Source organism: Actinomadura rifamycini DSM 43936 (assembly GCF_000425065.1).
Lineage (GTDB): Bacteria > Actinomycetota > Actinomycetes > Streptosporangiales > Streptosporangiaceae > Spirillospora > Spirillospora rifamycini.
Map to the genome: position 1 here is coordinate 107072 of NZ_AULB01000013.1, position 13726 is coordinate 120797.

Annotated in this window: 12 protein-coding genes; 10 read left to right on the top strand and 2 right to left on the bottom strand. The window is 75.3% G+C overall.

What is annotated here, in order from left to right; genetic code table 11:
• The first annotated feature begins 38 nt into the window (after positions 1-38).
• The 6 genes from H505_RS41665 to H505_RS0113435 all read left to right on the top strand — a co-directional run bounded on the left by H505_RS41665 (position 39) and on the right by H505_RS0113435 (position 7606).
• Positions 39-992, top strand: a complete 954-nt coding sequence (locus H505_RS41665) for a PaaX family transcriptional regulator (protein WP_084550208.1) — start codon at positions 39-41, stop codon at positions 990-992.
• A 19-nt stretch (positions 993-1011) separates the two neighbouring features.
• Entirely contained in the window at positions 1012-1770 is a 759-nt protein-coding gene (locus tag H505_RS0113415) for an SDR family NAD(P)-dependent oxidoreductase (RefSeq protein WP_026402404.1), read from the top strand.
• Positions 1771-1996: 226 nt separating this feature from the next.
• The gene (locus tag H505_RS0113420) at positions 1997-2620 is read left to right on the top strand and encodes a nucleotide exchange factor GrpE (RefSeq protein WP_026402405.1); all 624 of its coding nucleotides are present in this window, start codon (positions 1997-1999) and stop codon (positions 2618-2620) included.
• Positions 2617-5106, top strand: coding sequence for an Hsp70 family protein (locus H505_RS0113425; protein ID WP_026402406.1), 2490 nt, complete (start codon positions 2617-2619; stop codon positions 5104-5106). Before H505_RS0113420 ends, H505_RS0113425 begins: the two co-directional genes overlap by 4 nt.
• Complete coding sequence (locus H505_RS41670; RefSeq protein WP_051300636.1) at positions 5103-6026, top strand: OmpA family protein; 924 nt, start codon at positions 5103-5105, stop codon at positions 6024-6026. The genes H505_RS0113425 and H505_RS41670 overlap by 4 nt, the downstream gene beginning before the upstream one ends.
• Positions 6023-7606 carry a hypothetical protein gene (locus H505_RS0113435; protein WP_026402407.1) on the top strand — a complete coding sequence of 528 codons (1584 nt, stop codon included), beginning with the start codon at positions 6023-6025 and terminating at the stop codon, positions 7604-7606. Before H505_RS41670 ends, H505_RS0113435 begins: the two co-directional genes overlap by 4 nt.
• Positions 7607-7636: 30 nt before the next feature.
• Here H505_RS0113435 and H505_RS41675 read toward each other — a convergent pair whose 3' ends face one another.
• The gene (locus H505_RS41675) at positions 7637-8377 is read right to left on the bottom strand and encodes a hypothetical protein (RefSeq protein WP_034517825.1); all 741 of its coding nucleotides are present in this window, start codon (positions 8375-8377) and stop codon (positions 7637-7639) included.
• 84 nt (positions 8378-8461) lie between these two features.
• Between H505_RS41675 and H505_RS0113445 the strand changes: the two genes are divergently transcribed.
• Together H505_RS0113445 and H505_RS0113450 are read left to right on the top strand one after the other, a co-directional pair.
• Entirely contained in the window at positions 8462-9127 is a 666-nt protein-coding gene (locus H505_RS0113445; RefSeq protein WP_026402408.1) for a TetR/AcrR family transcriptional regulator, read from the top strand.
• A 149-nt stretch (positions 9128-9276) separates the two neighbouring features.
• Positions 9277-10755, top strand: coding sequence for a sigma-70 family RNA polymerase sigma factor (locus tag H505_RS0113450; RefSeq protein WP_034517826.1), 1479 nt, complete (start codon positions 9277-9279; stop codon positions 10753-10755).
• On the opposite strand, the gene H505_RS51610 is transcribed toward H505_RS0113450, so the two are convergent.
• Positions 10756-11502: a CAP domain-containing protein gene (locus H505_RS51610; RefSeq protein WP_084550241.1), complete on the bottom strand. Its 747-nt coding sequence runs from the start codon at positions 11500-11502 to the stop codon at positions 10756-10758.
• A gap of 254 nt (positions 11503-11756) precedes the next feature.
• On the opposite strand from H505_RS51610, the gene H505_RS41685 reads away from it, so the two are divergent.
• Entirely contained in the window at positions 11757-12968 is a 1212-nt protein-coding gene (locus H505_RS41685) for an ammonium transporter (protein ID WP_034517828.1), read from the top strand.
• Entirely contained in the window at positions 12955-13659 is a 705-nt protein-coding gene (locus tag H505_RS0113465) for a YoaK family protein (protein ID WP_026402411.1), read from the top strand. The genes H505_RS41685 and H505_RS0113465 overlap by 14 nt, the downstream gene beginning before the upstream one ends.
• Positions 13660-13726: the final 67 nt, after the last annotated feature.

The following is a 13726-nucleotide window of genomic DNA, read 5'->3' on the forward strand; positions in this document are numbered from 1 at the left end:
CCGGTGCGCCGGGCCCGCGCGGATAGCCTTCCCGCGTGATGGATGCCCAGATGGAGACCGCCGGCGGGACCGCCGCCGAAGCGGTCCTGGAGACCGGGGCCGAGACCGCCGTCGACCTGCCGCGCGTCCAGGTCGGGTCGAACCCGCAGCACCTCGTCCTCGGGCTCTTCATGGACTACTGGCCCGACCGCGAGGAGTACCTGCCGTCCGCGGCGATGGTCGAGCTGCTCACCGAGTTCGACAACACGGCGCCGAGCGCGCGCGCCGCGATCGCGCGCCTCGCCCGGCGGAACGTCCTGGAGGCGGCCAAGAAGGGGCGCCGGACGTACTACCGGCTGACGGCGACCGCGGCGGGCTCGCTCGGCCGGGTGCAGGAGCGGGTGGTGCGGTTCCGCGCCGAGGAGCGGCCGTGGGACGGGGCGTGGACGACCGTCATGTTCTCCGTGCCCGAGGAGCGGCGCGACCTGCGGCACGTCGCGCGGACGCGGCTGCGCTACCTCGGCTACGCCCCGCTCTACGACAACGTGTGGGTGTCGCCGCGCGCCGACCGCGACCAGACCGTCGAGCTGTTCGAGAGCGTCGGGGTGGCGGACGCGACGGTCCTGCGCGCGGAGGTGACGTACGCGGCGGGCGGCGGCGACCCGCTGTCGGCGTGGGACGTCGACGCGATCGGCGCCCGCTACGCGGAGTACATCGCGGCGTTCGCGCCGCTGCTGGAGCGGGTCGAGCACGGCCGGGTGGGGGCGGCGGAGGCGCTCGTGGCCCGCACGGAGGTCAAGGAGAGCTGGCGCGACCTGCTGAGCGTCGACCCCGAGCTGCCCGCGGACCTGCTGCCGCCCGGCTGGCCGGGGCGCCGGGCGCGGCGGATCTTCGCGGGCGTCTACGACGGGCTGGGGCCGCTCGCCGAGGCGCGCGTCCGGCAGCTCATCGCCAAGCACGACCCGGAGCTCGCGCGCAGGGCGCGGCACCGGACCACCGCCACGGGAACGTAGGGACGAAGGGGAGGGCGCCATGGAGTCCGGACACGAGCGGCTCGCCGGGAAGGTCGCGATCGTCACCGGGGCGGGCGCGGGGATCGGGCGGTCCATGGCGGCCCTGTTCGCCGCGCACGGCGCGCGGGTCGTGTGCGCGGACCGCAGCGGCCGGCAGGACGACGTCGCGGCCGAGATCGGTGCTGCTGCCGCCGCCGTGCACTGCGACGTGGCGCGGGCGGACGACGTCCGGGCGATGGTCGCCGCCGCGGAGGAGCGGTTCGGGCGGCTGGACGTGCTGTGCAACAACGCGGGGTTCGGCGGCCCGCGCAGGCCGGTCACCGAGCAGGACGAGAGCACGTTCGACGACGTCGTGGCGGTGAACCTCAAGGGCGTGTTCCTCGGCATGAAGTACGGCATCGCCGCGATGCTGCGGTCGGGCGGCGGCTCGGTCGTGAACACGGCCTCCGCCGCCGGCCTCGTGGGCTGGAAGAACCACTCCGTCTACGCGGCGGCCAAGGGCGGGGTCGTCCAGATGACGAAGAGCGCGGCGCTGGACCACGCGGAGGACGGCATCCGGGTGAACGCGATATGCCCGGGCCTGACGTGGACCGACCTCGCGGGGGCCTCCGCGGAGCGCCCGGCGCCGCCGCCGGACGCGAAGATGCCGCTGCAGCCGATGAACCGCTGGGGGCTGGCGTCCGAACTCGCCGCCGCCGCGCTGTTCCTCGCGTCCGACGAGTCGTCGTTCGTCACGGGCGCCGCCCTCCCGGTGGACGGCGGCTACGTGGCGCGCTGAACGATCGCCGGGAATCCCGGACGAACGGACAGCCCCCATTTTTCGGGTGTTTGGGGCTTATGGGAAATATGGGACCCGAATACGGTTCTGTATCGGTCCTTTCCTGGCCGAATCCGGTCAGGGTCCGAGAACGGCCGGGAGAGTAGGTAAATCGACCTAGACAGTCCCTCTTCGGCGCGACGAAAATCGCACTCCGGATCAGCCGTGATCGGGAGGAACGCACCGGATGGGACGCTTCGTCGGGGGAAGCCGGGGCGCGCTCCGGCAATGGCGGTACCCCCCGGAATTCCGGATCGCGGCGCCCGCGTGGCCCGCCGACGCGCTCGCCGCGCTCACCGAGTCGGCGCGCCTGGAGGCCGCCGCCGCGGAGCCGCCCCCGCCACCGCCGGCCGCCGACACCGTCACCGACACCGTCACCGACGTGCCCGCCCCGGCCGCCCCCGGGCCCGCCGGACCCGCGGAGCCCGCCGGGCTGGGCGGACGGTCGCTCGCGGACGTGGCGACGAGCCTGTGGCGGCTGCGCGCGCGCATCGAGCGGATGGACGACCCGCCGCGCGCGCTCGTCCGGCACCTGGAGTCCGCCTGGGACGCCTTCGCCGACGCGGGGGTCGAGATCAAGGACCACGCGGGCGAGCCGTTCGACCACGGGCTCGCGATGTCCGTGGCGGCCTACCAGCCCACCCCGGGGCTGCACCGGGAGCAGATCATCGAGACCGTGCGGCCGGGCGTCTACCTCGACGACCGCTCGATCCAGATGGCGGAGGTCATCGTGGGCACCCCGGAACGGACCGAGGAACCGGGCGCCGCCGGACCGGCCTCCGGAGCGATGGAGGAGACGCGCGGACGATGACCAGGACCACGATCGACTTCGGTATCGACCTCGGCACCACCAACAGCGCGATCGCGATGCTGAGCGGCGTCGGCGCGGAGGTCATCAAGAACAACGTCAGCTCCGACACGACCCCGTCGGCGGTGATGCTCGACCGGCGCGGCAGGCTCCAGGTCGGGATGCGGGCCAAGCAGCGCAGCGAGGACGACCCGGACAACACGTGCGTCGAGTTCAAGCTGCGGATGGGCACCACCGGCCGGCCCAAGGAGTTCCCCGCCGCCGGGCGCACGATGACGCCCGAGGAGATGTCGGCCGAGGTGCTGCGGTCGCTGCGGCACGACGTCGTCCAGCACCACGGCGAGGAGATCGGCGCGGCGGTCATCACCGTGCCCGCCGCCTTCGAGCTCAGCGCCTGCGACGCCACCCGGCGCGCCGCCGAACTGGCCGGGCTGCCGTACGCCCCGCTGCTGCAGGAGCCCACCGCGGCCGCGTCCGCGTACGGGTTCCAGACCGACACCGACAACGCGTTCTGGCTCGTCTACGACATCGGCGGCGGCACCTTCGACGCCGCCGTCGTCAACGTGCGCGACGGCGAGTTCACCGTCGTCAACCACTGCGGCGACAACTACCTCGGCGGCAAGCTGCTGGACTGGGCCATCGTCGAGGAAGTGCTGGTCCCGGCGGTCGCCGCGGAGTTCCGCGTCGACGACCTGCGCCGCGGCAACCCCGCGCAGCGCCGCAACATGGCCAAGCTGAAGTGGGCCGCCGAGGCCGCCAAGATCGAGCTGTCCCGGGCCGACGAGGCGGCGATCACGGTCGAGATCGCCGACGCGGCCGGCGAGCCCCGGGACTTCATCTACGACCTGGCGCGCGCCGAGGTGGAGCGGCTGATGGAGCCGCTGATCGTCCGGTCGGTCAACCTGAGCCGCAAGGCGCTGGCGGAGAGCCGCCTCGGCCCCGGGGACATCGAGAAGGTCCTGCTGGTGGGCGGCCCGACGCTGATGCCGTACCTGCGGGAGCGGCTCGCCGACCCGCGCGAGGGCCTCGGCATCGCCCTCGACCACAGCCAGGACCCGCTCACCGTCGTCGCGCGCGGCGCCGCGATCTTCGCGGGCGGGCAGCGGCTCGACGCCGTCGACGCGCCGCCGCCCCCGGCGGCGAGCGGCGAGTACGCCGTCGAGCTGGAGTACCGCCCGGTCGGACCGGACATCGAGCCGTTCGTCGGCGGCCGGGTGACCGGCGCGGACACCGCGGGCTGCTCCGTGGAGTTCGTCAACCCCGACGCCAAGCCGCCCTGGCGCAGCGGTCGGGTCCCGCTGGCGCCGGACGGCACGTTCACCGCGACGCTCTGGGCGGAGAAGGGGCGCGCGAACACGTTCCGGATCGAGCTGACGAACGCGACCGGCGACCGCCGCCCGATCGAGCCCGGCACGCTCACCTACACGGTCGGGATCGTCGAGACGCAGCCGCCGCTCACCCACTCCATCGGGATCGGCCTCGCCGACAACGAGGTCGAGTGGCTGTTCCGGAAGGGCACGCCGCTGCCGGCCCGCCGCCGCACCAAGCTGAGCACGACCGTCACCGTCAGCCGGGGCAGCGGCGACGGCATGATCCGCATCCCGGTGGTGGAGGGCGAGCACCACCGCGCCGACCGCAACCGCCGCATCGGCCGGCTGGAGGTCGACGCGGAGCAGGTCACCCGGGACGTCCCCGAGGGCAGCGACGTCGAGATGACCATCGCGATCGACGAGTCGAGGCTCGTGGTCGCGCGCGCGTACGTCCCGATCCTGGACGAGGAGTTCGAGCACGTCCTGAACCTGCGGACAGAGTCGGTGCCGGCGGCCGCCGACCTCGCCCGCGACGCCGCCGCCGAGAAGCGGCGGCTGGCCGCGGTGCGCCGCCGCGTCGACGAGTTCGGCGACGCGCGCGCCGCCGCGGTGCTCGCCCGGATCGACGCCGAGCGGATCGTCCCCGACCTCGACGCCGAGGTGGACGCCGCCCAGGTCGACCCGGACGCGGCCGCCGCCGGCGCGCGGCGGCTGCTCGACCTGCGGGCCGCGGTGGACGAGGCCGAGGACGAGCTCGAATGGCCGCAGCTCGTCCAGGAGGCCCGCGAGGCGGTCCCGGTGCTGCGGGAGATCGTCCGGGAGCGCGGCCGTCCGGGCGACCAGCCGATGCTGGACGCCGCCGAGGACGCCGTCCAGGAGGCGATCACCGCGCACGACGCCGACCTGCTGCGGCAGCGCATCGACGAGCTGCGGCTGCTCGCGATGCGGGTGCTGGACGCGTCCGGCGACCTCGCGTTCATCGCGTTCAACGAGCTGGAGACGCTCCAGCCCGAGATGCGCGACCGGGAGGAGGCCGGCCGGCTGGTGGCCGCCGGGCGGCGGGCCGCCGAGTCCGGCGACGTCGACACGCTGCGGCAGGTCAACGCGGCGCTGGGCGAGATGCTGCCGTCGCCGCCGCCCCCGCCCGACCCATTCAGCACGGTGCGGCGCGGCCGATGAGCGGCCCCGCGCGCGCACCGGACCCGGCGTCGCCGCCCGCGCCGCCGTCCGCGTCCTTCGCGGCGCGGGAGGCGGCGCTCGCCCAGGCCCGCGTCCTCGCCCGCGCCGGACGGTACGCGGAGGCCGCGGCGCTGCTCGACGGCGAGCACGGCGCGGACGTCCTCGACCTGCGGGCCCGCATGTACGCGCAGCAGGGCCGGCTGGACGACGCCGACCGCTGCTGGGCCGAGGCCGCCGCGCTGTCCCCGGGCGACGCCGGCGCCGCCCGGGGCCGCGCCCGGATCGCCGAGCTGCGCGCGCGGTCGGCCGCCACCGGCCCCGGCCGGGCGCTCACCGCGCGCGTCCTGCTCCGCGCGGGCGGCGCGGCCGCGGCGCTGCTCGCGCTCGTCCTGCTCGCCGCGCTCTGGGCGGACGACGACGCGCCCGCGGCCCTCCCGGCCGCCCCGGCGCCCGCGGCGTCGGCGCCGGCCGCGCCGCCGGCGTCCGCCGACCCGCTCACCGGGCTGGACCTGGACGTCCCCGGGGTGCGGGCGGAACGCCGCGCCGGGGAGATCGCGGTCACCTTCGACCGCGGCCTGTTCGGCGCGGGCGCGGAGCTCACCCCGGACGGACGGGCGGCGCTCGCCGCGCTCGGCGAGCGGCTGCGCCCGCACGCCGGGCGGCTCGCGGTCGCGGTCGTCGGCCACACCGACCGCACGGCCGTCCGTCCCGGCGGCGAGTACGCGAGCAACGTCGAGATCGGGATGATGCGGGCCACGGTCGCCCGGGAGGCGCTGCGCGCGTCCGCGGGGATCCCCACGGCCCGGTTCACGCTGTCGACGCTCGCCGGCCTGGACCCGCCGCACGGCGGCGACGCGGTCCCCGGCGACCCCCGCGACCGCACGGTCAGCCTGCGCGTTTCCGCAGTGGAGGGACGATGAGCACGCGGGACCGGAACGCGGCGGCGTTCTTCGCGAACGCCGGAACCGACCTGTACCGGCGCAACGCGTTCCGGGTCGCCGGCCTCTCCGTCCACGCGACGGCCCGCGACATCCGGCGCCGCGCGGAGGAGCTGCGGGTCAAGGCCCGGCTCGGCGCGGGCGCGGGCGGCGCCCCGGGACCGCTGCCGCTCCGCCCGCCGCCCGAACCGGACGCCGTCCAGGAGGCGCTGCAGCGGCTGCGCGACCCGGTCCGCCGCCTCGAGGACGAGCTGTTCTGGTTCTGGCCCGCGCACAACGCGGCCGTCGAGGGCGCCCGCGACGAGGCCCTCGACGCCCTGCGGGATGGGCGCCCGCACGACGCCGAACGGCTGTGGGCCGACCCCGCGCCCGGCCGCGCCGCCGCCGTCGCCGCGCACAACCTCGCCGTCCTCGCCCACGCCCAGGCCCTCGACGGCTACCTCGACGCCGACACCGCCGCAGACGGTCCCGGCGGCCGCGACCTGTGGAAACCGGCGCTGCGGCACTGGCGGACCGTCCTCGACACCGACGCGTTCTGGGACCTGGTCGCCGCCCGCGCCCGCGCCGCCGACGACCCGCGCCTCGGCCCCGGCACGGCCGGCGAGCTGCGTGAACGGCTGCCCGCCGTGCTGCTGCGGATCGCCGCCGAGGCCGCCGTCGGGACGTCCCTGGGCGGCGACGCGAAGGGCGGGGTCGCGCTCGCCGGGGTGATCCGCACGTCCGGGTTCGACGAGGCGGCCGTCGACACCGCGTTCCGCGCGGCGGCCGCGCCCGAGCTGAACCGGCTCCGGGCGCTCGGGGATTCCGCGCTCGACCGCGCCCGGACGTCCCCGGACACCGCCCGCGACGAGGCCGTCCACATCCTCGACCACTCCCGTGCCGCGCTGGAGGCGCTCGGCGAGATCCTCACCCCGGCCCACCCGCTGCTGGAGGGCGTCCGGGACGAGATCGCCGAACGCGTCCAGCAGTGCACGGTGCTGTACGGCAACACGACCAAGGACTGGGCGACGGCCGAGGAGATCCTCGAACGCGCCGAGCCCGTCGCCGCGACGGTGACCGTCCGGTCCCGGATCCGCGCGAACATCGAGACCGTCGGCGAGAACCGGCTCTACGCGACCTGCTGGTTCTGCCGGGAGAACCCCGCCGACGACGACGCGACGTACGAGAAGCGGATGCACGGCGACGTCCAGCAGCAGGTCGTCGGCTACTACCCGGCGCGCCAGATCCAGACCACCTGGCGGAAGCTGACCGCCCGGGTGCCGCGCTGCGCCGCCTGCGCCGCCGCGCACCGGTCCCGCGGCCGGAACGTGACGGGCTTCGGCTGCCTCGGCACCGCCGGGACGCTCGCCCTCGGCATCGCGCTGATCGTCGCGGGCGCGCCGCCCGTCCTGCCGTTCCTGCTGATCTTCGCGGCCGTCATCGGCTTCTTCGTCGTCATGGCCTCCGGGAACGTCGACGGCCTGCCGAAGAAGGCGCACGCGACGCTGGGCGACTGGCCGCCGATCAGGGAGCAGCTCGACGCGGGCTGGGCGTTCGGCGAGAAACCCCCGACCGCGGGCTGACCGGTCCGGCCGCTCAGGGGCGCCGGGCGGTCAGGACGGGGACGACGGGCGGCCCGCGACCAGATCGGCGAGCGCGGTGGCCCAGCGCTGGACGGGCCCCCGCAGCCGGGCGTCGCGGGCGGCGGCCCGCGCGAGCTTGCGCTCCCCGTACCGGCGGCGCGCCCACGGCGACTCCGGACGCGCCAGCCGGACCGCGCCCACGATCGCCACCACGCCGACGAACAGGCCGATCAGCCCCGTCCACACCTTGCCCTTGACCAGGGCGACCAGCGCGACGAACAGGTTGAACAGCAGCGTCAGCGCGACCGCCCACGCGGCCTCGCCCTCGTCGCGCTCGTCCCCGATCCCCAGCGGGCGCAGCCCCAGCAGCGCCAGCCCGCACAGCGCGATCGCGATGAACACCACCTCGACCGACAGCTGCCCCTGCCGCGTCCAGTAGACGTCCTTCAGGTGCAGCACGAGCGCGAACTCGTCCAGGACGAGCGCGGTCCCGACCCCGAACACGCCCGCGAGCACCCCGGCCGCCGCCGACGAGCCGTCCTCCACCAGCAGCCCGCCGACACCGCCCACGCACATGAACACCAGCCCGAACACCACGTGGTGGATGTGGTGGCCGCCCGGCGTGACGTTCCCCGGCCACCACCGCACCCCCGCCCGGATCATCCGCACGCTGAACCGGATGAACAGGAACGCCGCGATGAACGCCACCAGGAACACGAACAGGCGCAGCCGTCCGGTGTCGACGATCTCCCGAGTGAACCAGCCCCCCATGCCCCGGACATGCCCCGGCCCGCGCCGCCCACCCGTCGCGGCCGGGGCGTTCTCTCCGGGCCCGGGACGTTCTATCGTGGGCGGATGCCCGAACCGCAGACCCGCCGCCTGCCCCGCGGCCGCCACGCCCTGGCGCGCGAGGAGGTGCGGCGCATCCAGCGGGCCCGGCTGTGCCGGGCGATGGCCGAGGTGATGGCCGAGAAGGGGTACGTCGACACGTCCGTCGCGGACGTCCTGCAGCGGGCGACCGTGTCGCGGCAGAGCTTCTACGAGCTGTTCGACTCCAAGCTCGACTGCTTCATGGCCGCCTTCGCGGGCGCGGGCGAGATCCTGCTGGAACGGCTCGCCGCCGAGGTCGGCGTCGCCCGCGGCGCCGCGGCCGGCGGGACGCCCGCCGACCGGCTCGCGCTGTGCGAGCGCGCGGTCGGCGCCTACCTGCGGGCGCTCGCCGCCGAACTGCCCTACGCGCGGCTGTTCCTCGTCGAGGTCTACGCGGCCGGCCCCGAGGCGATCGACCGCCGCGCCCGCACCCAGGAGATCATCACCGGTGCGCTCGCCGACCTGGTGGGCGCCGAGGACGAGTCCGTCCGGTTCGCCTGCCGGACGATCGTCGCGGCGATGAGCGCGATGGTGACCCCGCCGGTCGCCGAGCAGGACGCGGACGCGCTGCTCGCGCTGGGCCCGCCGCTGATCGACCACATCCGGCTGCTGTGGTCCGCGGGCGTCCTCACCGGAGAGCCGCCCGGCTAGCGTCCGATCTGCGTCCGGTGGATCGCCGCCGGGCGGCGTCTTTGCCATGCTACGGCGATGGCCCGCAATCCCTCGATCACCGGCATTTCGTGTTATCCGCCGCGTCCCGGGGCGTCTCCTGAGGAGCTCTCGGAAGGACGGTGAAGCCCGTGCCCAAGGACGTGGCCCCGCTCGTGCGGGCGGCGCAGGACGGCGACCCCGCCGCCAGGAACGAACTGGTCGCCGAACACCTGCCGCTCCTCTACAACGTGGTCGGCTGGGCCCTCGACGGCCACGCCGACGTGGACGACGTCGTGCAGGAGTCGCTGCTGCGCGCGCTCGGCGGCCTCGACGGCCTCCGCGAGCCCGCCAGCTTCCGCTCCTGGCTCGTCTCCATCGCGATGAACCAGGTCCGCAGCCGGTGGGCGGCGCTGCGCCGCCGCGCCCCCGTCGACCCGGACGCCCTCGCGCGGCTGGCCGAACCCGCCCCGGACTTCGCGGAGACGGCCGTCCTGCGCCTCGAACTCGCCGGGCAGCGCCGCGAGGTCGCCGACGCCACCCGCTGGCTCGACCCCGGCGAGCGCGACGTCCTCGCCCTCTGGTGGCTGGAGGCGTCCGGCCACCTCGCCCGCCGCGAGCTCGCCGACGGGCTCGGCGTGACCCCCGCGCACGCCGCCGTCCGGGTGCAGCGCATGAAGGCGCAGCTCGCGACGTGCCGCGCCGTCGTCCGCGCGCTCGCACCGCCGCGCTGCGCCGACCTCCCCCTCGACCGCTGGGACGGCCGCCCGTCTCCGCTGTGGCGCAAGCGCATCGCCCGGCACCTCCGCGCGTGCCCCGCGTGCGCCGACCGGGGCCGCGACCTCCTCCCGCCCGAGGCCCTCCTCGCCGGCCTCGTCATGATCCCCCCGCCCCCGACCCCGTTCGACCTCACGTCCGCAGCGACCGCGAGCGGCGAGCCCGGCGGGTCCGGCGAGGCTGCCGGAGCCGGCGCCGGCGAGCCCGGCGGGTCCGGCATGTTCGACTCGTCCGGGGCGGAGGGGGCCGGGCGCGGGGCGGCGCGGGCCGGGTGGGCGGCGGCGGGTGCGGCGCTCGTGATCGCCGCCGCCGTGACCGTCTGGAGCCTGCGGGACGCGCCGCCTCCGGCGCCCCGCGCGCTCGACCCGGCGCCCGTGCAGCGCGCGCCGTCCCGCACGCCCGTCCCCGAGACGGCGCCCGCGACGACGCCCGCGAAGGACCACCTCGACCGGCCCGAGTCCGAGGCGCCGCCGACGGTCGAGGAGCAGGTCGTCCGGCTGGTCAACGCCGAGCGCGCCCGCGCGGGCTGCCGTCCGCTGACCGTCGCGCCCGCCCTGAGCGAGGCCGCACGCGCGCACTCGTCCGACATGGCCGCCCGCCGCGCCCTCGACCACCGCGGCGCCCGCGGCGACGGGCCCGGCGACCGGATCACCGCCGCCGGGTACCGCTGGAGCGCGTGGGCCGAGAACATCGCGCACGGCCAGCCGACGCCCGCCCGCGTCGTCGCGTCGTGGATAGGGAGCCCCGGGCACCGCGCGAACATCGTCAACTGCGACCTCCGGCAGATGGGCGTCGCGGTGTCGCAGGGGCCCGGCGGCCCCTGGTGGACGCAGGTGTTCGCGACCCCGCGCTGATCAGCGGGCGCCGAAGACCTGCGTCCAGTACGGGCCGCCCGACTCGACGACACCGACGCCGATCTCGTCGAATTTGCAGTTCAGGATGTTCGCGCGGTGCCCGGGGCTGTTCATCCACGACTTCATCACGCTCTCCGGGCCCGACTGTCCCTTCGCGATGTTCTCCCCGTACGTCGACCACCGGTAGCCCGCCGAGGTGATCCGGTCGCCCGGGCCGTCCCCGTCCGGGCTCGTGTGGTCGAAGAAGCCCCGCGCCGCCATGTCCGCCGAGTGCCCCTGCGCCGCCCGAACGAGCAGCGCGTTGCTCCGCACCGGCCCGCAGCCCGCGCCGGCGCGCGCGTCGTTCACGAGCGCCACCACCCGCGCCGCGACCGTCCCGCCCGCCGGGACCGGACGCGCGGACCGCCGGGGCTCGCTCGTCCGCGTGGGACGGGCGGGCGCGGACGTCCGCGCCCGCTCGGGCGCCCGCGACTCCCTCTGCACGGGCTCCCGCGTCTTCCGCGACGTCGGCTCCGGCGCCGTCCGCGACGGCTGCGGCGACGCGGGGGCGGTCGAGCGCGGCGCCGTCGGCGCGGGCGACGGCGTGCCCGCGTGCCCCGCGAGCGTCCTGTCCGGTTCGTCCCGCACCAGGCCCACGACCGTCCCGGCTACCGCCCCGGCCACGAGCAGCCCCGCCGCGCCCACGGCCGTCCACACGACGACCCGCTCCGACGCCCGGCGCGGCCCGCGCCCGTCCCGTTCCCTCATCGCTTCCACGTCCCTTCCGTGTACGGATCACGAGGCAGACCCGCCACGGAGGGGGCGATAACGAAAAATCCGGAAGCTCCTTCGAAGCCCGGAGTGGGGCATGGCGGGACGCGGCGTGCGGGCGGCGCGCCAAGAGGCGACCAAGGTTTCCGAGCGCAGTGTTTGCCGCGTCCTCGGCGATGTGCGAGGTATCGCGGGAATTCCCTGCCTGCGGACGGACCGATCCCCAAAGGGAAACATCAGGAAGGTCTGAAATGTCCTCGGGACTGAACACCGGCGATTCCGCCTGGCTGCTGGTGAGCACCGCGATGGTGCTCCTCATGACGCCGGGGCTCGCCTTCTTCTATGGCGGGATGGTCCGCTCCAAGAACATGCTGACGATGCTCTACATGAGCTTCATCTGCATCAGCCTGGTGACGATCCTGTGGTTCCTCTACGGGTACGGCATCGCGTTCGGCAAGGACGCGGGCGGGCTGGGGCTCATCGGGTGGGGCGACTGGCGCCTCGGCAACGTGGGCCCGGACACCCTGCAGGGCCGCATCCCGGAACAGATCTACGCGTGCTTCCAGCTCACCTTCGCGATCATCACCGTCGCGCTGATCAGCGGGTCCATCGCCGGACGGGCGCGGTTCGGCCCGTGGATCCTGTTCGTCGTCGTGTGGGTGACGCTGGTCTACCTGCCCATCGCGCACTGGGTGTTCGCGCCGTCCGGCTGGCTGAGCGAGTGGGGCGTGATGGACTTCGCGGGCGGCCTGGTCGTGGAGCTCAACTCCGGCATCTCGGGTCTCGCGATGGCGCTGGTGCTGGGCCGCGGCGTCGAGTTCCGGCGCGGCGAGGGGCCGCGGCCGGGCAACATCCCGTTCGTCATGCTGGGCCTCGGCCTGCTGTGGTTCGGCTGGTTCGGCTTCAACGCGGGCTCGGCGCTCAACGACGGGGCGCTCGCGACCCGCGCGTTCGTCAGCACGATGATCGCGGGCTGCTCGGGGATGCTGACCTGGCGGCTCCTGGAATGGCTGCGCACCCGGCACCTCACCCGGCTCGGGTCGGCCAGCGGCGCGCTCGCCGGGCTGGTCGCCATCACCCCGTCGTGCGCGTTCGTCAGCGTCGAGGGCGCGTTCCTCATCGGCGTCGTGGCGGCGGCGGTCTGCACGTACGCGGTGCAGTTGAAGCTCGTCGCCGGTTACGACGACACCCTGGACGTCGCCGGGATCCACGGGGCCGGCGGGATCGTCGGCGTCCTGTCGCTCGGCTTCCTGGCCACCGGCTGGGAGAAGGGCACGGCGGGGCTCTTCTACGGCGGCCCGGCGTCGGTGCTGGGCAAGCAGGCGGTCGCGGTGCTCGCCGTCGGGGCGTACGCGTTCGCCGTCACCTTCGTCATCGGCACGGTCATCGACCGGCTGTTCCGCATGCGCATGACCCCGGAGGAGCAGGCGGAGGGGACGGACGCGAGCTTTGCCGACGAGTGACGCCGCGCCGGGGAGGCGTGAGCACGGGCCGCTGCCCGCGTTCCTCATCCTGCTGACGGGCATCACCGGGCTGATCGACGCGGTCAGCTACCTGGAGTTCGGCAACGTCTTCGTCGCGAACGCCACCGGCAACGTCATCTTCCTGGGCTTCCGCCTCGGCGGCAGGGGAGAGGCGACGGGCGCGTTCGTCGCGACGACCATCTCGACCGTGTTCTTCTGCGTCGGCGCCGCCGTCGGCGGGCGGGTGCGCTTCGGCGGGCTCGACCACCGCGGGCTGCTGCTCGCCGCGGGCGTCACGGTGCAGGCCGCCGCCCTCGCGGTCGCGGCCCTGATCACCACGGTCCTCGGCCACACCCCCGCGCTCGAGCGGCAGGCGCTGATCCCGCTGCTGGCGGCGTCGATGGGCTGGCAGTTCGCGATCGTGCGGCGCGTCGACGTCCCCGGTCTCCGGACGATCGTGATCACCACCGCGCTCACGTCGCTGGTCGCCGACCGGGGCGGGCCCGTGAAGCAGGTCGTGGGCAAGGCGCTGTCGATCGTGGCGCTGCTGGTGGGCGCGATGGCCGGCGCCCTGCTCATCCGGCACCTCGGGGTGGCCGCCCCGCTGTGGACGGCGGCCGCGGTGCTGCTCGGCATCGGGGCCCTCGGCACGTCCCGCGCCCGTGGTCCCGGATCCGAGCGCTGGGCCTGACCCGGGGATCTTTCCGTTACTTGGCCAACTGTTGATGAATGGCCAATTTTGCGGCCGAGCCTCCAGG